This window comes from Brevundimonas faecalis (genome assembly GCF_040549405.1).
GTDB lineage: Bacteria > Pseudomonadota > Alphaproteobacteria > Caulobacterales > Caulobacteraceae > Brevundimonas > Brevundimonas faecalis.
The window spans coordinates 1,469,137-1,491,005 of record NZ_JBEPTF010000001.1 but is presented as its reverse complement, the minus strand read 5'-3'; the positions used below and the strand labels follow the sequence as shown (position 1 = coordinate 1,491,005).

Annotated in this window: 18 protein-coding genes; 8 read left to right on the top strand and 10 right to left on the bottom strand. The window is 65.2% G+C overall.

Annotation, left to right across the window (positions count from 1 at the left end):
* Nucleotides 1-1,794, top strand: a complete 1,794-nt coding sequence (locus tag ABIE19_RS07360) for a DUF885 domain-containing protein (RefSeq protein WP_354088472.1) — start codon at nucleotides 1-3, stop codon at nucleotides 1,792-1,794.
* Here the strand turns inward: ABIE19_RS07360 and ABIE19_RS07355 are convergent.
* The 5 genes from ABIE19_RS07355 to ABIE19_RS07335 all read right to left on the bottom strand — a co-directional run bounded on the left by ABIE19_RS07355 (nucleotide 1,791) and on the right by ABIE19_RS07335 (nucleotide 7,078).
* Nucleotides 1,791-2,480: a GntR family transcriptional regulator gene (locus ABIE19_RS07355; RefSeq protein ID WP_354088471.1), complete on the bottom strand. Its 690-nt coding sequence runs from the start codon at nucleotides 2,478-2,480 to the stop codon at nucleotides 1,791-1,793. The genes ABIE19_RS07360 and ABIE19_RS07355 overlap by 4 nt on opposite strands.
* 83 nt (nucleotides 2,481-2,563) lie before the next feature.
* Nucleotides 2,564-3,562, bottom strand: coding sequence for a 4-hydroxyproline epimerase (locus ABIE19_RS07350; RefSeq protein WP_354088470.1), 999 nt, complete (start codon nucleotides 3,560-3,562; stop codon nucleotides 2,564-2,566).
* Between the two features lie 12 nt (nucleotides 3,563-3,574).
* The gene (locus tag ABIE19_RS07345) at nucleotides 3,575-4,504 is read right to left on the bottom strand and encodes a dihydrodipicolinate synthase family protein (RefSeq protein WP_354088469.1); all 930 of its coding nucleotides are present in this window, start codon (nucleotides 4,502-4,504) and stop codon (nucleotides 3,575-3,577) included.
* Nucleotides 4,505-4,577: 73 nt separating this feature from the next.
* On the bottom strand, nucleotides 4,578-6,017 hold the full coding sequence (locus tag ABIE19_RS07340; protein WP_354088467.1) for an aldehyde dehydrogenase family protein: 1,440 nt from the start codon (nucleotides 6,015-6,017) through the stop codon (nucleotides 4,578-4,580).
* A gap of 38 nt (nucleotides 6,018-6,055) precedes the next feature.
* A complete protein-coding gene (locus ABIE19_RS07335; protein ID WP_354088604.1) occupies nucleotides 6,056-7,078 on the bottom strand; it encodes an Ldh family oxidoreductase in 1,023 nt (340 codons plus the stop codon).
* 88 nt (nucleotides 7,079-7,166) lie between these two features.
* Between ABIE19_RS07335 and ABIE19_RS07330 the strand changes: the two genes are divergently transcribed.
* Entirely contained in the window at nucleotides 7,167-9,491 is a 2,325-nt protein-coding gene (locus tag ABIE19_RS07330) for a S9 family peptidase (RefSeq protein ID WP_354088466.1), read from the top strand.
* Between the two features lie 116 nt (nucleotides 9,492-9,607).
* On the opposite strand, the gene ABIE19_RS07325 is transcribed toward ABIE19_RS07330, so the two are convergent.
* The 4 genes from ABIE19_RS07325 to ABIE19_RS07310 form a co-directional block, all read right to left on the bottom strand.
* Nucleotides 9,608-12,517, bottom strand: coding sequence for a TonB-dependent receptor plug domain-containing protein (locus tag ABIE19_RS07325; RefSeq protein WP_354088603.1), 2,910 nt, complete (start codon nucleotides 12,515-12,517; stop codon nucleotides 9,608-9,610).
* Between the two features lie 217 nt (nucleotides 12,518-12,734).
* Nucleotides 12,735-13,607, bottom strand: coding sequence for a twin-arginine translocase subunit TatC (gene tatC, locus ABIE19_RS07320; protein WP_354088465.1), 873 nt, complete (start codon nucleotides 13,605-13,607; stop codon nucleotides 12,735-12,737).
* Nucleotides 13,604-14,122, bottom strand: coding sequence for a Sec-independent protein translocase protein TatB (gene tatB, locus ABIE19_RS07315; RefSeq protein WP_354088464.1), 519 nt, complete (start codon nucleotides 14,120-14,122; stop codon nucleotides 13,604-13,606). Before tatB ends, tatC begins: the two co-directional genes overlap by 4 nt.
* A gap of 25 nt (nucleotides 14,123-14,147) precedes the next feature.
* Nucleotides 14,148-14,360: a twin-arginine translocase TatA/TatE family subunit gene (locus tag ABIE19_RS07310; protein WP_354088463.1), complete on the bottom strand. Its 213-nt coding sequence runs from the start codon at nucleotides 14,358-14,360 to the stop codon at nucleotides 14,148-14,150.
* A gap of 110 nt (nucleotides 14,361-14,470) precedes the next feature.
* Between ABIE19_RS07310 and rnhA the strand changes: the two genes are divergently transcribed.
* The 6 genes from rnhA to ABIE19_RS07280 all read left to right on the top strand — a co-directional run bounded on the left by rnhA (nucleotide 14,471) and on the right by ABIE19_RS07280 (nucleotide 20,108).
* A complete protein-coding gene (rnhA, locus tag ABIE19_RS07305) occupies nucleotides 14,471-14,923 on the top strand; it encodes a ribonuclease HI (RefSeq protein ID WP_376853511.1) in 453 nt (150 codons plus the stop codon).
* Between the two features lie 92 nt (nucleotides 14,924-15,015).
* Nucleotides 15,016-15,948 (top strand): hypothetical protein, encoded by a 933-nt coding sequence (locus tag ABIE19_RS07300; RefSeq protein ID WP_354088462.1) that lies wholly within the window; start codon nucleotides 15,016-15,018, stop codon nucleotides 15,946-15,948.
* Nucleotides 15,930-16,817, top strand: a complete 888-nt coding sequence (locus ABIE19_RS07295; protein WP_354088461.1) for a HesA/MoeB/ThiF family protein — start codon at nucleotides 15,930-15,932, stop codon at nucleotides 16,815-16,817. Before ABIE19_RS07300 ends, ABIE19_RS07295 begins: the two co-directional genes overlap by 19 nt.
* Nucleotides 16,814-18,025: a hypothetical protein gene (locus ABIE19_RS07290; protein WP_354088459.1), complete on the top strand. Its 1,212-nt coding sequence runs from the start codon at nucleotides 16,814-16,816 to the stop codon at nucleotides 18,023-18,025. The genes ABIE19_RS07295 and ABIE19_RS07290 overlap by 4 nt, the downstream gene beginning before the upstream one ends.
* Nucleotides 18,022-19,146: a GNAT family N-acetyltransferase gene (locus ABIE19_RS07285; protein WP_354088458.1), complete on the top strand. Its 1,125-nt coding sequence runs from the start codon at nucleotides 18,022-18,024 to the stop codon at nucleotides 19,144-19,146. Before ABIE19_RS07290 ends, ABIE19_RS07285 begins: the two co-directional genes overlap by 4 nt.
* Nucleotides 19,143-20,108 carry a nitroreductase family protein gene (locus tag ABIE19_RS07280; RefSeq protein WP_354088457.1) on the top strand — a complete coding sequence of 322 codons (966 nt, stop codon included), beginning with the start codon at nucleotides 19,143-19,145 and terminating at the stop codon, nucleotides 20,106-20,108. Before ABIE19_RS07285 ends, ABIE19_RS07280 begins: the two co-directional genes overlap by 4 nt.
* Before the next feature lie 3 nt (nucleotides 20,109-20,111).
* Here the strand turns inward: ABIE19_RS07280 and ABIE19_RS07275 are convergent, their stop codons facing one another.
* Complete coding sequence (locus ABIE19_RS07275; RefSeq protein WP_354088456.1) at nucleotides 20,112-21,752, bottom strand: c-type cytochrome; 1,641 nt, start codon at nucleotides 21,750-21,752, stop codon at nucleotides 20,112-20,114.
* Between the last annotated feature and the right edge of the window lie 117 nt (nucleotides 21,753-21,869).

Genomic DNA, 21,869 nt, shown 5'->3' with positions numbered 1-21,869 from the left:
ATGTTCGCCGCACGCTGCATCATCGCCCTGTCGCTGACGCTTTCAGTCGCCCCCGCGGCTCTAGCGGCTGACATCACCGCTCCACTCGTGCAGGCGACAACGCCCTCCGCCTCCACCGCACTGAAGCAGCTCTTCGAGGATGAACGCGCCGCCTATTATCGGTCGCGACCGATGGAGGCCATGAACGACGGGCTTGCGCCGGACCGTGTCTGGCTAGGTACTGTCGCACCAGAAGAACAGGCCCGGCGGCTGTCGGAGGATCGCGCCTTCCTGGCACGGCTGGAACGCATGGATCGCCAGGCGTTGAGCGAAGACGAGCGTGTCAGCTATGACCTGTTCCGCTTCATGGTCGAGCAGCGCGTCCTTCTGGCCCGCTACGGAGAATGGCGACGCCCATTCAACAACGACAGCGGCTTTTACGGCGAACTCCTGTTCCTGCCCGACATGGCCAAGCCCAGAGATGTCGTAGGATACGAAGCCTATATCGCCCTGCTGAACGACGTCCCGCGCTATGTCGCCGAGCAGACTGCGAACATGCGTCAGGGCCTGGCCGACGGTTTCACTCAACCCGCGGAGATCCTAGGAGAGGTCTCACCCGTGATCGCGGCCGCCGTCTATGAGCGGGCGGAGGATTCGCCGCTCTACGCCCCCTTCGCCCGCTTCCCGGAGAGCATGCCGGCTGCAGAACAGACCCGATTGAAGGCCGCCGGCGTCGCCGCCCTGAATGGACCGGTACGCACGGCCTACGCCGATTTCGCACGCTTCTTCGAGACCGAGTATCGACCGGGCGCGACGAAGGCCCTGGGCGCTTCCAGCCTGCCTGATGGAGCGGCCTATTATCGTGACCTGGCGCGCTATTTCACCACCCTGCCCGATGTCACGCCGGAGCAGATTCATCAGAAAGGGCTGGAAGAAATCGCCCGCATTCGCGCCGAGATGACGACCGTCATGGGCCAGGCGGGATTCACAGGCTCGTTCGCCCAGTTTCAGGCCTTCCTGCGCACCGATCCGCGTTTCTATCCAACGACGCCGGAACAATTGCTGCGCGAGGCGTCATGGATCGCCAAGGAGATCGACGCCAAGCTGCCCGACTACTTCGGCCGTCTGCCGCGCACGCCCTTCACCATCAAGCCTGTGCCGACGCACCTGGCTCCTACCTATACGGCAGGCCGCTACAATCCGGGCCCGGTCGGCGCGGCGGGAGAATATTGGGTCAACACCTACGCCCTGAATACGCGCCCCCTGTACGCCCTCCCCGCCCTGACCCTGCATGAAGCTGCGCCGGGCCATCACACCCAAGGCGCTCTGAGTCGAGAGTTGGAAAAGGTTCCGGCTTTCCGCCTCAACTTCTACCCGCACGCCTATGGCGAAGGTTGGGGACTGTACGCCGAGAAACTGGGGGTCGAGATGGGCGTCTATCATACGCCCTACGAGGATTTCGGCCGCCTCTCCTACGAGGCCTGGCGCGCTGCGCGCCTGGTCGTGGATACCGGAATCCATTCCATGGGCTGGAGTCGGCAACAGGCGCGCGACTACCTGACGGCCAACACCGCCATGACCGCGCATGAGATCAATACCGAGGTCGACCGATATATCTCATGGCCGGGTCAGGCCCTGGCCTACAAGTGGGGCGAGCTGAAAATATGGGAGCTGCGTCATCGCGCCGAGGCCGCGTTGGGCGACCGTTTCGACGTGCGCGAATTTCACGACACCGCCCTGCGTCACGGCGGCGTGACGCTGAAGGTTCTGGAAGATCAAGTGGACGCCTATATCGCCCAGCGTTCGACCCGTTAGGAGGCGCGACGGCGTCCAGCCGGCTTTTCCGCCGTCAAGCTCAGTTCCTCGCGCAGATCGCGCAGCGTGTGCTCAAGATGCGCGGCCACCAGCTTACGTACAGCCTTGGGATCACGATCCAGCCAGGCCTGAAGGATGTCGTGGTGCTCGGTTTCGGCTGTCAGATGACGCCCTTTGTGCTCCAGATGCTTGCGCACGTAGCGGTCGGCCATGACATGCAGGCGCGCCGTGATCTCGGCCGTCAGCACCCGACCGCCGGGTTGGGTCAGGGACATGTGGAAGGCGCGGTTCAGCGGGCCAACGCTGGGCAGGCCGGCGGCGGCGGCGGCGTCCAGTTCCGCCAGGATGCGCCGCGCCGCTTCGCGCTCCGCATCATCGGCCGCCAGACAGGCCTGGGCCGCCGCGTCGGGTTCCAGCTTCAAGCGCAAATCATAGACTTCCTCGGCCTCACCGGCGCTCATGCCGCGCACGAAGAAGCCGCGATTGGCATGGGACACCACCAGGCCGTCCTGCTCCAACCGGACCAGAGCTTCGCGCAGAGGGATCTTCGAAACCTTCAACTCGCCGGCCAGAGCGTCCTGACGGATCGGCACATCCGGCTCGATGACGCCGGACAGGATCATGTCCCGCACCACCTCCATGAGGCGGTCGGACAGGGTGCGGACTTCAAGCGGGGATGCGGCCATGAGGTTCATCAAGTCGAGAGGCTGGGCCGGACGCCCGACACCAGCCATAGCGCGCGATGACCACAATTACGACGCGGAATACATCAGACCACCTGGAAGCCGGCCCAGAAGGGATCGCGCCGATCCACCCAGATCGTGTTGAACCCCGTGGCGATCGCCGAACCCTCGATGGAAGGAATGATCGCCTTGTAGTCGCCGACGGTCGTCTCCGCTTCGACCCGTCCGATAAAACGGCTGCAGATATAGCTTTGGTGGACGAAGGCGTCGCCGACCTTCAACCGACCCTTGGCGTGCAGGTGCGCCAGGCGCGCCGAGGTGCCGGTGCCGCAGGGACTGCGATCGATGGCCTTGTCGCCATAGAAGACAGCGTTACGGCCGTCGGCCCCCTCGCCTTTCGGCGTGTCAGCCCACAGGACATGACTGACGCCGTTGATCGACGGCTCGTCCGGATGGACAGGGTGAAAGGCCGCCCGTACGCGCTCGCGCACCAGGCTGCTCAGTTCGACGATGCGGCTCGCGCCCAGGTCGTCCAGCCCAGTGTAGGCGCCCTGCGGCTCCACGATAGCGTAGTAGTTGCCGCCGTAGGAGACATCGACCGTCAACGGGCCGAGGCCGGGAACCTCGATCTCGATCCCTTCCGCCGCCAGATAGGCGGGAACATTGCGGATGCGCACCGAAGTCACGCGATCGCCTTCGGTCTCATAGGCGATATCCAGAACACCCGCCGGGACCTCGATTTTCAGTCGCCCGGGCGTGCGCGGCCGGATCAGGCCGTGCTCCAGGCCGAAGGTGATCATGCCGATGGTTCCGTGCCCGCACATGGGCAGGCAGCCGCTGGTCTCGATGAAGAGGATGCCCGCATCCGCGTCAGGCAGGGTCGGCGGGTACAGGAACCCGCCGCTCATCATGTCGTGACCGCGCGGCTCGAAACACAGCGACGTCCGGATCCAGTCGTAGCGGCTCAGGAAGTCGAGCCGCCGCTCGGCCATGCTGGCCCCTGACAACAGGGGGGTGCCGCCGGCGACCAGGCGAACCGGGTTGCCGGCCGTGTGACCGTCGATGCAGAAAAAGACGTCGCGCATTCCGTGCTCCGATCAGGCGATCTTTAGGGCCTTGCCAGAACCGATGGGTCGCGTCGCCGCAGCCTTCTCGACCATGGCGATGACCTCGGCCCGACGTGCGCCGGTCAAGGGCATGCGCGGCATCCGGACCCGCTCTGTTCCGCGCCCCATGATGGCCTCGGACAGCTTGATCGACTGCACCAGGTCCGACACGGCGTCGAGGTGCAGCAGCGGCATGAACCAGCGATAGATTTCAAGCGCGCGGGCCATGTCGCCGTCCTTGACCGCCTTGACCAGGGCCACGGATTCTTCGGGGAAGGCGTTGGTCAGGCCAGAAACCCAGCCCTTGGCGCCCAGGACCAGACCTTCCAGCGCCACATCGTCCAGGCCCACCATGACGGAGTAGCGGTCGCCCAGTTCGTTGAGGATGTCGGTGATGCGTCGCGAGTCGGGCGCGCTTTCCTTCAGGGCCACAATGTTCGGCACATCCGACAGACGCTTCAGGTCGGCGTTGGTCAGGGCGATCCGATACATGGTCGGATTGTTGTAGAGCATGTTGGGCAGGCCGCTGGCCGCCGCCACGGCGCGGAAGTGAGCCTCAAGCTCCTCGGCCGACGGCATGTAGACCATGGCCGGCAGGACCATCAGGGCGTCCACGCCGATATCCTCGGCGTCCTTGGCGTAGCGTTCGGCGCGCGCCGTGGTCAGTTCACTGACGCCCGTAATGATCGGCACGCGACCGTCGGCGACTTCGACAGCCGCCTTCAGCACCACGCGCTTTTCTTCCGGCTCCAGCGAGTTGTTCTCGCCGACAGTGCCCATGACGATAATGCCATCGACGCCGTCGCGGATCAGGCCGTCCAGGACCTTCTGGGTAGCGTCCAGATCGACCGCCAGTCCCTCGTCGAATTGGGTGGTGGCCGCCGGGATCACCCCGGTCCAATCCAACTTTACCCCAGCCATCAGCATCATCTCCAAATCAAAGCTATTTCGTATACGATATATAATCGTATACGAAGTCAACCACTCTTCGGACCTATCCCGCGCTGTAGCTGGTCTTGGTCAGGGTGAAGAAGTCGGCCGCCGCAAAGCCCTGCTCACGCGGGCCGTAGGACGAAGCCTTGGTTCCACCGAACGGCACATGATAGTCGACGCCCGCCGTCGGCAGATTGACCATGGTCATCCCCGCCCTGGCGCGGCGCTGGAAGTCTCGCGCGTGTTTCAACGACTGGGTGACGAGACCTGCCGACAGGCCGAACTCCGTTCCGTTGGCGACGGCCAGGGCCTCCTCATACGTCTTGACCCGGATGGTCGAGGCCACGGGGCCGAAGACTTCTTCAGTGTTGATCCGCATTCCCGGGTCGGTGTCGGCGATCAGGGTGGGTTGGACATACCAGCCGGGCGTGTCGCGGGTCATCCGCTCACCGCCCACGACGACCCGACCGCCTTCCGAAGCGGCGATATCGATATAGCGATAGGAGGTTTCGCGCTGGTCTTCGCTGACCGCCGGGCCGACCTGGGTGTTCGGATCCAGGGCGTGACCGATGCGCAGGGCGGCCACCTTCTCCGCCAGGGCGGCGACGAAGCGATCGTGGATGCCGTCCTGAACGATCAGGCGGCTGGAGGCGGTGCAACGCTGGCCGGTGGCGAAGAAGCTGCCGTCCAGGGCGATGGCGACGGCGCGATCCAGATCGGCGTCGTCCAGCACGATCAGGGGATTCTTGCCGCCCATCTCCAACTGAACCCGCGCTTGACGCGCGGCGGCCCCGGCGGCGACCCCTGCCCCGACGCCTTGCGAGCCGGTAAAGCTGACGCCCGCCACGTCCTTGTGGTCCACCAGGGCCTGGCCCACACGACCGCCGCCGATCACCAGGTTCAGCACGCCTTTGGGCAGCCCTGCCTCATGCAGGATGGCGACCAGGGCCTCAGCCGTCGCAGGCGTATGGCTGGCCGGCTTGATCACGACCGTATTGCCGAAAGCCAGGGCCGGCGCCGCCTTCCAGGCCGGAATGGCGATGGGGAAGTTCCAGGGCGTGATCAGGCCGAAGACGCCGACCGGCTGGCGATAGGTCTGAACCTCCACGCCGGGCCGGGTCGAGGCCAGGTTCTGACCATGCAGGCGCAGCGCCTCTCCGGCGAAATACTTGAGGATGCGAGCCGCACGCATGGTCTCGCCTACGCCTTCCGGCAGGGTCTTGCCCTCTTCACGCGACAGCAGTTCGCCGACAGCCTCACGGCGCTCCATCAACAGATTTCCGGCGCGATCCAGCACGTCGGAGCGAACCTCGGGCGAGGCGTCGGCCCAGCCGTCGAAGGCGGCTGCCGCCGCAGCCACCGCCTCGTCCACCTCGGCCGCGCCGCCCGATGGTGCCAACGCCACCACTTCGCGCGTGTCGGACGGATTCAGGCTCTCGACATCTCCGCCGGAGCGGCGCTCTCCGTTGATCCAGTGCGAAAGCTTGATGGGTGCGGTCATGGGTTTGTCTTTCATACGCAAAAAGAGAGCAGCCGAGCTTAGAAGCCCAAGGCGATGATTTGGTCGTAGAGCACCTTGGGCGTGCGCATGCCGCGTTCCAAGCTGCGGGTGCGTGCTTCATAACGGCGCTGCGACGGCAGACGCGCGCCCTGCTCGCCGAAAGCAGCAAACAGGGCCTCAGCTCGGGCTGCGTTCACGTTCACATCTTCGCCCCCCATGACCACAGGATCAAAGGCCAGGATCAGTTCGCCGTGCATGGGCGCCGCCTTGGCGCCGTCGTCGAAGGCCATGGATTCGCGACTGGTCAGGTCGCCGATCAACGGCCCCGCCATCAACTCGATCATGGTCGACAGCGCTGACCCCTTGTGCCCGCCGAAGGTCAGCATGGCGCCGTCCAGGGCCGCACGAGCGTCAGTCGTGGGCAGCCCTGCCTCATCCAACCCCCAACCCTCTGGGATGGGCTTTCCCGCGATGTCATGCAGCGACATGTCGCCCCGCGCCACGGCGCTGGTCGCGAAGTCAAAGACATAGGGATGTCCGCCCGGGCGAGGCCAACCAAAGGCGATAGGATTAGTGCCCAGCAGACCCTTGGTCCCGCCGGCCGGCGCCACCCAGGCGTGGCTGGGCGTCATGGCCATGGCGGCGACGCCCATCTCGGTCAGGCGTTCGATCTCCGGCCACAGGGCCGAGAAGTGGAAGCAGTTGTTGATGACCAGGGCCGCAACGCCGACCGCCCTGGCCTTCTCGACCAGCAGGGGCGCCGCGCGTTCGAACGCCAGCAGCGAGTAGGCATGCCGAGCGTCGGCTCTCACCAAGGCCGGCGAGACGTCCCGGATCGCCGGCTCGGCATCCAGGGACAGCTTTCCCGATTGGATGGTCGCCACGCAGCCGGGCAGCCGATAGAGGCCGTGCGAGGCGCATTCGTCCCGCTCTCCCGCCGTGATGACGCGCGCCACCGCCTCAGCATGAGGCGCCGACAACCCTGCCCCGCTCAGCACGCGGCGTGACAGAGCGAAAACCTCATCGACCGTCAGATCGACCATCTTCTCGGTTTCGAACACGCTCAATCCGCTCTCCCTTGACGCCGGCGACGATCAGCTTCACCACTTCATTATCGAATAATGTATCCGATTTTAAGGGGGAAACTTCATGAAGCGCCTATCCGCCCTGGCTGTCCTGCTGATGAGCAGCGCCGCTCCGCTGGCCCTTGGGACCGCTCTCGTCACACCCACGGCGGCGATCGCCGTGGAAGCTGAAGCAGGCGTTCGCCTGCCGGCCTCAGTCTATGCTCGAGCCGAGGCCGTGCTGCCCCAGCACGTCGATGAGCTGATCTTCGGCCTCAGCGTCCGGCCTCAGTGGATCGGCGACAACGCCGAATTCTGGTTCGAGCGCAAGACGCCTCCAGGCCGTGATTATGTGCTGGTCGACCCTACGTCAGGTCAGACCCGTCCCCTGTTCGACCATGACCTTCTGACTGAGCGGCTCGCCGTCGCTTCAGGCAAGCCCTTGGCCCGCAAGGACCTGCAGCTCAAGGGCCTGAAGGTCGATGCTGAAACGCGACGGTTGGAGTTTTCCCACGACGGCCGCAACTGGCGTTTTGACCCCGCAAGCGGGTCAGTCGAGGCCGCAGCCGAGGCGTCAAAAGGCGCGACGTCGCCGGACGGGCGCTGGCGTGCAGAAGTGCGTGACGGCGACCTGGTCGTCATTTCCATCGCGGACAGCTCTGAACGGCGACTGACGCAGGATGGAGGCGCGTCGCCCTACGCCACGCCGCTGATCAATCTCAATGACATGGTGGCCCAAGGCACGTCGGAGCCGTCGGTGCGGCCCGCGATCCGTTGGTCGCCTGACTCCCGCTACATCGCCACCTACCGTATCAATCGCGACCATGCCCGACGCCTGTCGCTGGTGCAGTCCACGCCCAAGGACGGCGGTCCGCCGCGAGCGCTAGATTACCTCTACCCGCTGACCGGCGACACGGAGACGCCGATGGTCGAGGGCGTCTTCTTCGAAGTCGAGAGCGGGCGGCGCATTCCCATGGCGAGCCCGGCTCGGCCGGTCCTCTATTATGGCGGTCCTTACTACGAATGGAGCGCCGACAGCCGAGCCGTGTTCGAGCGTGCCCCGACGCGGGGCTACGGCGCCCTGCAACTGCATCGCATCGAAGCCGCGACAGGCGAGGCGCGACTGCTGACCGAGGATCGGTCCGACACCTATGTCGACTACTATGGTCACTTCTGGTCCTACGACGACGAGACCGACACCCATTATTGGACCGCAGACCCTGACGGCTACGCCCATGTCTACGCCGTCGACGCCAAGACGGGCGTACGGCGCCAGATCACCTCGGGCGACTGGCGGGCGCGCACGGTGGCGGGCGCTGATCACCGGGCCAGACGCCTTCTGATCGTGGGCTCGGGCAAGGAAGCTGGACGTGACCCCTATCTGCGTCACCTCTATTCCGTGTCGGCGACCGGCGGACAGACGCGCCTTCTGACGCCCGAGGCAATGGATCACGATGTCTCGGTTTCGCCGGACGGCCGCTTCTTCGTCGACAACATGTCGACCATCGACCAACCGACCCGATCGGTCCTGCGCCGCTCCAGCGACGGCCGCATTCTCATGGAACTGGGTCGCGCCGACGTCGCCGCCTACCTGGCGGCCGGCTATCGCATGCCGGAGCCGTTCCAGACCTTGGCAGCGGACGGCGTCACCCCCATCTACGGCGCCCTGTTCAAGCCCGCCGACTTCGACCCGACGAAGCGCTATCCGATCATCGAGGACATCTACACCGGGCCCCACCATGTGATGACGCCCAAGTCGTTCGAGGCGGCGATGATGTCGCGCAACGCCAACTCCATCGCCCAGTTGGGGGTCATTGCAGTGACCATCGACGGACGCGGCACCTGGGGTCGGTCGCGCGCCTTCCAGCAGGTCGCCTACAAGAACCTGCACGCCGTCGGCCTGGAAGATCATATCGCGGGCATCCGCGCCGTCGCCGCCCGCAACGCCTGGATGGATCCCAAGCGCGTCGGGATCTACGGCTTCTCCGCCGGTGGCTATGACGTGGTCCGCGCCATGACCCGCCACCCGGAATTCTACAAGGTCGGCGTCACGGCTTCGGGCAACCACGACAACCGTCTCGACAAGGCCATCTGGAACGAACAATGGATGGGCTCGGAGTTAGGGCCGCTCTATGACGAGAACTCCAACATCACCTGGGCGCCGAAGCTGGAGGGCCGCCTGTTCGTCGCTCACGGGGAACTCGACGAAAACGTGCCCCCCGCCGCATCCCTGAGGCTGGTCGACGCCCTGATCAAGTCGAACAAGGACTTCGACTTCCTGATGGTGCCGAACGCCGATCACTATCTGGACGCTGTCCCCTACTACCAGCGCCGACGCTGGGACTTCTTCGTGCGAGAACTGCTGCACGTCGCGCCGCCGGAAGCCTATCAGATGCGAGCCTTCGACTAGGTCGACTAGAACCGAAAAAGAGAAAGGCGGGCCGCGTGGCCCGCCTTTTTCATGCGCCGGCCCGTAAGGGCCGAAAAAAGGGGCGGCCGGTCGGCCGCCCCTTTCCTTTGAGGCGTCTATTCTCCGCCGAAACGCCACTTGGCGCCCAGGAAGAAGAACCGACCGATCAGATCATCCATTCCCAGGTTGCCGCGCGCGGTCGAGGGGTGATCGCGCGGACCCTCGTTGAACAGGTTGCGAATGCCGGCCGTGAAGCGGACGTTCATCGGCGTATCCACCGCCACGGACAGGTCGTGATACCAGACCGAGGGAATGTTGTAGTAGGCGCCGATATCCTCCGCCGGGTTCAGCAAGGCGTTGTTCGTCACCGTGTCATGGACGTAGCGACTGGACCAGTTCACCTGGATCGGACCACGATAATAGGTGGCGTTCAACATCCCCCGCCACTTGGGATTGGCGGCTTCACCGGCGGAATCGAAGGCGGTCTCCTCTCCCGTCGCCATGTCCCGGTCCACGAAGATATTGTGCTTCAGATAGGAAGCCATGCCCTGCACGCTGATACGGCCCAGATCGCCGTCACGCCGTAGGAGGTCCGAAACATCGGCGTGATAGCTCGCCTCGAAATCAACGCCTTCCACTTCGAAGGACGAGACGTTGATATAGCTGTCGCGCACTTCATAGAGGTTGCCGTCGGCGCGCCGGGTCAGCATGCCGCAGAACTGGTTGTCCAGCGTCGGCAGGTCGACGCAGTTGTCGACCGTCTGCTGGGCGCCGATCCGGGCGATGCCGCCATCCAGCTTGATCGTGTAATAGTCCGCCGAGAAGGCGAAGCCCGGCAGGAAACGGGGCCTCACGACGGCGCCGATGGTCATGGTGTCGGCTTCTTCCACGCCCAGGTCCGGATTGCCGGTGCTGAAGACCAGGGTGGTCATCCGGCGCGTGTTCGGATCCCAGGTCACCGGATCGAAGCCCAAGGCCAGACAGTTCTTCTTGCGGTGCTCGGTGCCGCTGTCCAGTAGGTTCGGGTCGCATGGATCGCTCAATCCAGCCGCGCCGCGGCTGCCGGGATTGAACATTTCCCCCAGCGACGGCGCGCGCACGGCCGTAGCCTTGGTGACACGGAAGCGAATATCCGGGATCGGCGCCCAGGAGCCCGCCAATTTCCAGGAATCGACGCTCCCCGCCCGTTCATAATCCGATATGCGATAGGCGCCCTCGACCTCCAGCGAATGGATGAAGGGCTTGTCCTTTACGAGGGGAACCAGGACTTCCGCGAAGGCCTCTCTAACCTCGTTGCTCTCGTTGACCGGCGAAAACTGGCTGGCGAAGAAGCCCAAGGCCTTTTCCCAGACATAGGAAGGGCGGAAGTCGATCGCGTCCTTGCGGTATTCCGCGCCCGCCGAAATCTTCACAGCCCCCGCCGGCAACTGGAACAGGTCCCCGGAGATCAGTCCTTGAAGCAGGGTCTGGCTCGTATCGGTCGTCGAGGTGTGATCCGCGCGGATATAGTCCACCGCCTCGGCCGAGATCGTGCCCTGGCCGAAAATGTTCACCGGCACGCAGCCCCGCGCTCGCGCCTCCACGCTGCGGCAGACGGCATTACCCGACAGCGGGTCGCGGATCGCGTCCGAAGCCTCGAACCAGCGCTCGTCGATACGGTCGTTCAGGTTGCGGTTGGAAGTCTGCGACTTGCCGTACTCGAAGACAGCCGACCACTTCCAGGTATTGCCGAAATCACCTTCCAGCCCCGTGGCGATGCTGTAATATTTCCGGTTCATGTCGGTGCCGCGCATGCCGAACTCGTCATGCGAGCGCGCATAGTACATGGAGTTCTCACCCGCCGCGATCAGCCCGTCACGCACCGCCTTGGGCATGTAGGGGTTGTCGATCGAGACGCTTGTGCTCCAGGAATCAAACACGGCGCTGATGCGGTCGCGCGCAGTGATGTCGGCGAACACGACTTCGCTGAAAACCTTCAGATTATCCGCCAGCCGATAGTCCGCCTTGGCGTAGACGTTGGTGCGCTCCAGAGGCGCTACCAAGGTGTCAGCGTTCTGGTTTCCGCCCTCGTCCGTCGAATAGGATCCGTCGATCACGCCGCGATCCCCCGCCTTCAAGGGACGGAAGGTCTGGGTGGCGGAATCGAAGATGACGTCTGTCCAGGCTCCGCCCGTGCCGAAAGGCAGGTAGCCGGTAGGCGTCCCCATCGCGAAATAGGCATAGCGCATGTCGCGCATCGGGATGCGGGCGGGAATGCCGTCATTGGGGCCTTTATTGGCCGGGTTGGAGACAAAGCCCCAACGCGTTCCCAGACCGCGATCTCCGCGCGTCAAGCCCCCGCTTTCAGTCCGGCTGACGTGCAGGACGGCGTTGCCGCGATCATAGTTGACCCCGGCGGTCAGGCCGTAGGTCAGGGTGTCGTAGCTTCCGCCCTCGTCCGAACCATATTGAACATTGGCTTCAAAGCCGTCGAAGTCGTCCTTGAGGATCAGGTTGACCACGCCGGCCACGGCGTCCGCGCCATAGACCGCCGAGGTGCCGCCCGTCTGCACCTCCACGCGCTGCACGAGGCTTGCGGGGATATTGCCGAGATCGAAAGCCAGGAAGTTTGAATCGTCCGGCGTCCCTGCCCGACGCCGCCCGTCCACCATGGTCAAGGTCCGACGAACGCCCAGATTACGCAGATTGGCCTGGTTCAGACCGATGTTGCCGAAGCTGTAGCTGGTGTTGGCGTTGGATAGACCGGTCGCCACCTGCGGCATCTCGGTCAGCAGTTCCGCAATATTGGTGATGCCCTTGGCCTCAATGGTCTCGGCGGTCAGCGCCATGGTCGGCGTCGGGGCATTCAGACCGCTGCGTTGCAGGCGCGACCCGGTGACAATCACCTCCTCGACCTGAGACGGCTCTTCTCCAGTCGTCGGCGTGGTCTGGGCATAGGCCGCCATCGGCGCCCCCAGAGCCCCCAGGCTGACCCCGGCGATCAGCGCCCTCTTCCGCCACGCTCGCGCATCGCGCTTCTCGTTCATCGCATTCACTATGATCCCTCCCCTGAGGTTATTTGAATGCGATATAAGGTATACGATATACTAAATGAGTCTAGACACCTCGGCGTGAGCCCACCCGATACGACAAAGAAACGCCCCGCAGGACGAACCTGCGGGGCGCAAACAGAACTGGAAATGAGCGCCAGGCGCGGCATCGGAACACAGCCGATGCGGCCCGCATATGTCCGCGATCAGAGGATCACGCCGCCGCCTCTTTTCCGCGACGCAGTTCGATGATCCGGACGCACCAGATGGACACCTCGTAAAGCAGCACCATCGGCACAGCGAGCATCAACTGGCTGATAGGGTCCGGCGGCGTCACAACAGCGGCGACCACGACCACGGCCACGATCGCGTAGCGACGCCCCTTGGCCATGACGCTGGATGAGATCAGGCCTGCCAGGCCGAGCAGAGTCATGACGACCGGCAACTGGAAGCACAGGCCGAAGGCCAGGATCAGCGCGGTCACCAGGTTCAGATAGTCGGACACCTTGGGCAGCAGTTCCGCCGCCACGCCGTCGCCGATGATGGCCTGACTGAGCGAGAACCACATCACGAAAGGCAGCATGACATAATAGACCAGCGCCGCTCCCAGCATGAACAGCAACGGCGCAGCCACCAGGAACGGCAGGAAGGCGCCGCGTTCGTTCCGGTAAAGACCCGGCGCGACAAAGCGGTACAGCTGCCAGGCCAGAACGGGGAAGGCCAGGATGACAGCGCCCAGGCCGGCCAGCTTCATCTTGGTGAAGAGGATCTCCAGGGGCGCGGTATAGATCAGTTTGACGCTCTGGTGATCGATGTCCGGCACGGGAATGAGGCCCGCCGTGCCCAGGATCAGGTCGAAGGGAGAGACATGGCCGTGCGGCCCGACCGTCTGATGGAAGGCCGCCGACACCACATAGGGCTCGACCAGGAAGAGGTAGAGCTTCGCCGAGAAGGCGAAACAGGCGATGAAGGCGACGACGAAGGCCACCACGCAGACCAGCAGCCGAGATCGCAGCTCGATCAGATGGTCCATCAGAGGCGCGCGCGAAGCCTCGATCTCCGCTTCGTCGCGGTCGAGCGAATTCATAGTTCGATCTTCTTCGTCCGTGCGACCTTGCCCTTCGACGCAGGCGGCTTGAGCACGGTGTCGACAGGGGCGGACTTGGCGCGAGGCTTCCGGGGTTTAGGCGCGGGTTTGGCGACCGGCTCCGTCGTAGACGATGGAACAGCAGCGTCCGGCCATTCATCCACGCCCGTCGCCACAGGATCGGCGGCGGAATCGACCGCCGGGGACGCGTCCAGCGGCGCCTCCAGATCCTTACGGATATCCTTGAAGGCCGCCTCGGCTTCGGCGCCGAGCGGATACATGCCCTGCCCACTTCTCAGAGCTTCAACCTCCTTGCGCAGGTCGTCCAGCTCTGACTGGCGCGCCATTTCGTCGAAGTTGGCGCGGAATTCGTTGGCCATGCCGCGCGCCTTGGCGACGAACTGACCGACCTTGCGCATCAGCATAGGCAAGTCCTTGGGCCCCACTACAAGCAGGGCCACCAGACCGATGACAAGGATTTCGAACCCGCCGATTCCGGGGCCAAGACCACCCATGATTCAGCGTCTTTCCGCGAAAGGCTTAGCGGTTTGCTTCTTCTTTTTCGGATTCGGTGCGCGGCAACGAGCCGACGCCATCCTTTTTGACCTCGCCCTCGTCCTTCATGCCGTCCTTGAAGGCGCGGATGCCCTTGGCCGCATCGCCCATGATGCTGGACAGCTTGCCGCGACCGCCGAACAGCAGGGCGACGACGACGATGACGATGGCCCAGTGCCAGATGCTCATCGAGCCCATGGCGATACCTCCTCAAGGGGACCATCGAAGCGGTCCCATCCGACTGATTGTTGTGCGCCATATAGGCTGACTGATGGCGATGCGCCAAGGGAGGCTGTAGGCATCGCGCCATGAGTCTGCTTGATCACGTCATCATCCATACCGACGGCGCCTGCAAGGGCAACCCCGGCCCCGGCGGCTGGGGCGCGATATTGCAGTCCCGCGGCCATGAAAAGGAGCTGTGGGGCGGCGAGCCGAACACGACCAACAACCGCATGGAGTTGATGGCCGCCATCGCCGCGTTGGAGGCGCTGAAGCGCCCTTGCCGCGTCGATCTGCACACCGACAGCAAGTACGTCATGCAAGGCATCACCGAGTGGATTCGCGGCTGGAAGGCGCGCGGTTGGAAAACCGCGGACAAGAAGCCGGTCAAGAACGACGACCTGTGGCGTCGTCTGGACGAGGCTCGCAGCCGGCATGAGGTCAAATGGCATTGGGTCAAGGGCCACGCCGGTCACGCCCTGAACGAGCGCGCCGACGCCCTGGCGAATCGCGGCGTCGAGGAAATGGGCCGCGCCCGCTGACACATATGGCTCGGGCTACGCCTTGACGATGCGGTCGGCGCCGGTTCACTGAAAACAGTGATGCTTCCTGAAGCGCAGTTCCCGGCGGCCGCATGATCAATCTGCTCTGGCGATCCGGTCGAAACCTGACCACGCGCATCGTCGAGCGGCCGGGGCTGGCCCTGTCGGCTGAAGAGCTTCAGGCGCTGACAGCCGATCTGCGCACCGTCGCGGCCTTGACCTTGAAGAACGAGGATCTGGCCTACGGCGTGCTGGGCGGCGATGTCGAGCGATTGAAGAATTGCGTCGTGACCATCGTCTATCAAGGCCGGGGCAAGGGCGTCGCTCCATGCCCGGTCGCCTTCAACGTCCTGTCGCTGCTGGATGTCGAACTGGCGGGGCGCCCGACCCAGGTCATGCATCTGGGCCTCGTCATGGTCGATCCGTCGTTTCGAGGGCGTGGTCTGTCCGCCACCCTGTACGGCCTGACCTGCGTGCTGATGTTCCTGGCCGGCCAGGGCCGCCCCCTTTGGGTTTCCAATGTCAGCCAGGTGCCCGCCGTGGTCGGCATGGTCGCGGAAACCTTTTCCGACGTCTTCCCCTCGCCGCGTCCCGAGGCGCGACGCAGCTTCGATCACCTGACCCTGGCGCGCCAGATCATGGGGCGGCATCGCGCCGCCTTCGGCGTCGGCCCGGACGCCGGATTCGACGAAGCCGCCTTCGTCATCACCGACGCCTATACGGGCGGGTCCGACGCGCTGAAGAAGACGTTCGAGCAAGCGTCGCCGCATCGGATGGAGGTCTACAACGCCTTCTGTCGCGAACGGCTGAATTATGATCGCGGCGACGACGTGATCCAGATCGGCCGCATCGATATGGCCGCAGCCGGGCGCTATCTGCGCAAGGTGGCGCCGCCGACCACGGCCATGGGCCTGGGCGGACTGGTCGTCATCATGGCCGCGCGCATGGCGGTCCTGCCCGTGCTGTACTGGCTGTCGGCCAACCGCCCCTGGGGCGTTCTGCGTCCATGGAAGGAAGCGAATTGAACCCGGACTTCTATGCCGAGATGACGACCCGCAACCTGGGTTTCGTCAGTCCCGAGGAACAGGAACGGTTGCGTCGCGCCGCCGTCTTCGTCGCCGGGGTCGGGGGCATGGGCGGCGCCTGTGTTCAGATGCTGGTTCGCGCCGGCGTCGGCAAGATCGCCATCGCCGATATAGATACATTCGAAATTTCAAATCTTAATCGACAAATCTTCGCTTTCAATGACACCATTGACCGGCCCAAGGCGGAGGTCACGGCCGAGGGGTTGCGACGGATCAATCCCCAGTTGGACCTGACCGTTCTGGGCGCCGAGTGGACGGATCGCCTGGACGAGTTGGCGCGGGACTATCCCATCATCGTCAACGGCTGCGACGACGTGGCGGCGACGGTGGAGCTCTATCGCGCGGCCCAGCGGTGCGGCGCCGCCGTCATCGACGCCTATGCTTCGCCCCTGCCCTCCGTCATCCTGGTGCGGCCAGGCGATCCCAGGCCTGAAGAAAGGCTGGGCTATCCGACACGCAGCACGCCTTGGCGCGACATCTCGGCGGATCAGGCGGGAGACGCTTTTCTGAAGGAAATCGAGTGGGTTCTGACCCATTCCTCCTCTCATGCCCATGTCGATCTGCAGGCGGCGGCTGAAATGGCTGCCGGCAAGCGCAAGCGGATGAGCTTCGCCCCAATGGTCGTCACGGCCGGCGCCTTGATGGCGGGCGAGGCCCTGTCGCTGATCATGGGACGGCGCACCCGCACCGATTGCCGCGGATGGTTCCTGAACGTGCGCGACGCGTGTGTCGAACGCCCCCTGCCCGTCCCCCTCGCCTGGATCAAGGGCTGGGTCGTGCGCCGGATGATGAAGCGGTTGCTGGCATGACCCCATCCCTCACCGGGACGCATGAAGTCAGGATGCTGATCGACGTCTTCGGCGCGCTCGGCGCCCTGTCGGTCGCCGTGGTCCTGGTCGGGCGTCGGTCGCGGACGACCGTTCAGAACGTGCTGATGCTGGTGTTCGGCCTGGCGGGTTTCTTCTATGCCTGCCGCGCCCTGGCCGTAGCGACAGGGATCGAAGGCTTCGGCCTAGCCAGCCTGATCCTGGCCTGTGCCCTGCCGTTGGGTGCGCTTTTGCTGGCCGAGAACCTATTGCGACGGCACGCGCCCTTGCCGATCAAGCTGTTGATCGGAGGCGGAACTCTACTGGGCCTGATCGCCGCCGCTCTGGCCGGCGCCGGCATGCAACGGGCGTTCAACCTGGCCCTCTATGTCCCGGCGGCCCTGGCGCTGGTTTTCCTTCTCGTGATGTTCCGGCGGCGATCCACACTGGCGCCGATGGAGAACGCCGCCCTCGATTCCTATGGTCGCGCCTTGTTCGTCACAGGCCTGCTCAGCCTCACGGACTTCGGCTTGATCGCCCCTTTCGGCCTCAGCGCCCTGGGCGTCCTGGGCCTGGCCTACGCCGCAGCTTCGGGCGCTTCGGCGCCGCGTCGCTGGATTGATGCGGTCAAGGAACTGGCCTTGGCGGCGGCGACAGCAGTGCTTTTGACCGGCGCCCTGCTCTACTTGCGCCCGCCGACCTCGTGGCTCGAAGCCGCCGGAGTACTGGCCGTCGCGGCCGCCGCCCTGTTGGCCCTGTCGGTCCTGCTGCGTCTTCAATCAGGCGGCGGCGACCAACAGAGGCGTCAGTTCGAGCAGACCCTGGCGACAGCGGAAACCGACAGTCTGGAACAGTTCGTCCAGTCCACATCTCTGGCGGCCCCGCTGCAAGGTCTTGTCCTGATCGAAGGCGCAGACCTGGACGGTTATGATCCGGCGCTTCTGGCCGGACTGTTCAACGACAACCCCGTCATCTCGATCGCCGACCTCCATTTGAGAGAAAATGCGCCGGACGCCCGCGAGCAGTTGCGGGACCTTCTGACCCGTCACGCTTCCAGCCACGCCATCCGCATCAGCGACGCCCCCCTGCGCCTTGGCCTGGCCGCCCTCGGCGGTTCCGCACGGCCGGAAGAGGATGAACGCGCCATGGCCCTGTTCCAGAAGATGGCGTCCCTGGTCGTCGCCCGTTCGCAAGCCGGAGAAACGCCGTGAGCCTGACCCTGCTCCGCAACGATTTCGAGGCCTTCTTCCGGACCCCCTTCGCTGTCTATCCGCGCGATACGCCCTATGTCTCGCCCATGCGGTCGGACCTGAAGCGCTATCTGGATCCGCGCAAGAATCCCCTGCTCAAGGCCGGCGGCGCATTGGAGGCCCTGACCGTTCTGCGTGACGGCCGCCCTGTCGCGCGCGCGACGGCCCACCGCCATCCTGCGTCGAACGCTCGCCATGGCTTGTCGCGCAGCTACTTCGGTTTTCTGGACGCCGCCGACGACCCTGAAGCCCTGTCGCTGCTGTTCCGCGAAGTGGAGACCTTCGCCCGTCGCCATGGCGACACGGAGGTGATGGGGCCGTTCAACCTCACCGCCATGCAACAGGTCGGCCTCGTCACCGAAGGCTTCGAGCACGCGCCTTTCACCGACATGGTCTGGTCCCCGCCCTGGCTGCCCACGCGACTGGAAGAGCTGGGCTATTCGGCCGAATTCCCCATGTCGACCTTCCATTTCAGCCCAGCGGACGTGGACCGAAACCGGCTTCTGTCGCCCGGCGCCAAGGCCATCCTGGAATCCGACGACTGGACCTTCGCCCCCATCGACCGCAAGCGCTTCAAGGTGCGGATGGAGGAGGCGCGCCTGTGTCTGAACGCCGGTTTCGACGCCAACCCCATGTTCGTTCCCCTGAGCGCCGAGGAGTTCGAATTCCAGGCCGGCGAGATGATGTGGGTTCTGGACCCCGCCCTGTCGTCCGTCATTCATTACAAGGGACGCCCCATGGGCGTGGTCATCTGCATTCCCGACCTCAACCCCTTCGTGAAGGGCGCTGGCGCGACCTATGGACCCCGCGCCCTGTGGTCATGGCTGAAGATGCGGAACCGGCCCAAGCGGGCCGTGATCATCCTCTATTCCGTCCTGCCGGAAGCCCAGGGCCAGGGCGTGAACCCGGCCATGCTGTGGCGCGTGGTCGGCGCCCTGCAGCAACGTGGCTATGTCGATTGTGGGGGCACCTGGATCGCCGACGTCAACGGCGCCAGCCTGCGCCAGCTTGAACGGATCGGCGGTGAACGCCTCCATCGCACCCATCTGTTCCGCAAGACCCTGACCGAGGTCGAGGCATGACGCCCGACGACTTCGAGGCCGTCGTCGCGGATGCGGCCCTGTCGCCCAACGTCCACAACACCCAGCCGACCCTGTGGCGACGCATCGACACCCGAACCATAGCCTTGCTGGAGGCCCCCGACCGCACCCTGCCCCACGGCGACCCCACGGGACGGGACGTGGCCGCCAGCCACGGCGCCGCGGCCGAGGGCTTCATCCTCGCCGCAAGCCTTCGGGGCTTCGCCGTCAGGCCCGCGCTTGCGCATGAAGGCGAGGTCGGCAGGTTGTTGGTCGACGGCGCGGCGACGCCCGATCTCCTGGCTCCTTTCCTGACCCGGCGCCGCACCTATCGCGGCAGATTCACGACGGATCGGATGCAGGCGGCCCTGACCGATCTGGCTGTCGCAGCCCCCGATCTGATGCTGCTGACCAGGACCGAAGACATCGACCATGTCGCCCGCCTGAATGACGCCGCGAGTCTGAGAGGCTTTAGAAACAAGGCCTTCCGCGCTGAACTTCTATCATGGATGCGCCTGTCTCCGCGTCATCCGCGATGGTCGAAGGACGGGCTCAATGCTCGCGCCATGGAGATGTCGAGCCTGGAAGCCATGGGCGCGGGCGTCGCCTTACGGCCCGGCGTGTTCGAAATCCTTGACGGCCTGGGCCTGGGTCCCGTCCTGACAGGTGAAGCCGCGGTAGTGAACAGCGCCGCCGCCGTCGCGCTCCTGCACCGACCAGCCGATGAGGCGCCCTTTGAAACCGGTCGCGCCTGGCATCGCGCCTGGCTCGAGATGACCCGCCTGGGCCTGGCCGCCGCCCCCATGACCGTCCTGGCTGACGACACAGACGCCGCCGCAGACCTCTCAGTTCGCTTCAACCTGCCACCCGATCGACGGTTGATCACCGTCTTCCGTCTGGGCCGCGCGCCTGACAGCAGCCTGCCTCCGCCCGTGCGTCGTCCGCTGAAGGACGTGATCATCTAGGCGCTACAGGAGCTTCAGATACTCAAGCAGGGACAGGCGCTCCTCCCGGCTTAGCCCTGCGAAGGGCGCCTCGTGTCCCTTGGCGCTCAACCCGGGGCGACGCGTATCCACCCATTCCGGTCGGGAATAGGGCGAGTAGCCTTCCGGCCAGGCGACGCCGACGCGGTCCAGATCCATGGCGTGGCCGCCCAGTTGAAACCGTTCCGGCCGCGGCTCCAGCCCCATCAGAGCCGCCAGGCTGGGTACGGAGCCGTTGTGCAGATAGGGCGCGCTCTGCCAGACTCCTGTCAGGGGCGGCGCGGCATAGACCCCGGTTCGAACCGCGGCGATCGACCGTCGCACGGGCGAGGCGTTGATCCGCGCGGCCAGCTCATCGTCCAGAGCCTCGATCCGCGCCCTGTCGGTTCCCATGTCGCCGGCCCAGTTGGGAAAGCGCGTCAGCCGCGGCCCCTGGGGCGTCTCCTCATAGGTTCCGTGACAGGTCGCGCAGGCGCGGTGGAATATGCCGCCGCCTTCGGCCGCCCTGGCCGCATCGATACGTCCGGGAAAGGCCTGGGGGCGAAGCGTCTGCAGGAAGACCCAGGCCGTTCGCACCTCCGGCGCAATCCGTCGCGCCTGTTCTCCCGACACCCCCATGCTCGGCACGGTGAAATAGGCGGTGATGTCCGCCAGTCGGTCGCGATGTTCCGGCGTCAGGTCGACGGCGGTCATCGGCCGGAACCTCGTCTCGCCCGGCGGCGCATAGGCGCCGTCCCACAAGAGAGCGCTGCGCCAGGCTCGATCCGCCAGATGCGGAATGGAAGTGAAGCCGACCTCCCGCTCCCGGACATTCGGGTCGCCGGCCAGCAGACCGTGCTGCAGTTTCAGCGCCGCCACGCCGTTGGTTGCGCCGGGCAGGCCGTTGGAAAAGGGCAGGACGCCCTGCCCTGTCGCCTCGATCGCCGCCATCCTCTTGCGCAGCCGCGGCATGACGAAACGCTCCAGCGTCGCCGCCTCTCGCGCCGTCATTTCGGGATAGAGCGCACGCGCCGCGGCCAACAGCCTGTCGGGACGCTCCACGCCGTTCTGCAAGGCGCGATAGAGGCCCTGGGTATAGGCCTCAAGGTTCAACGAAGGGCTGGGCGCGCCCAACCAGACCTGATCCGTCTGCGGCAGGCCCTGCGCATCATAGGTCGGGGCGGAATGGCAGGCCGCGCAGCCGATATTGCCGATCTGCAGCTCCAGCGGCGGAAGGCTGCGCCTTCCCATGCCCAGGGTGACGCCCAGGACCGCTTCCGCTCTGGGCGGGGGCGCCGCGCCCTCCGGCCAATTGACGATGCGCGCGGGGCTCAGAAAACCGTACTGGGCCAGGATGCGCCCCAAGGCCGCCTGCGACAGGTCATCCGGCGACTGATCCAGCACCAGGGCGGCGGAGGTCAATCGCCAGGGAACGGCGACGGTGTTCATCGCGTCGCTGTCCAGGCCGCCATAGTCGCCAAAGGCGAACAGCATGGCGCCCCGCGCCTCCACGCCGTCGGTCAGGCGCTGCTCGTCCAGCGCCGTGGCGGTGGCTCCGATATGGCCGCGAGCAAAGTTCCAGGCCCCCTGGGTCGCGCCGCAACCGTCCAGCACCAGGACCAGCAACAGGCCTCGCATCGCCTTCATTCGGATGAGCGCAGACTGGATCACTCTCCAGCCATGACCCATGGCGGCGGGAACGGCAATCCCGTCGCCCAGAACGAAACAGGGCGGCCGACATGAGATCGACCGCCCTGCATTTCA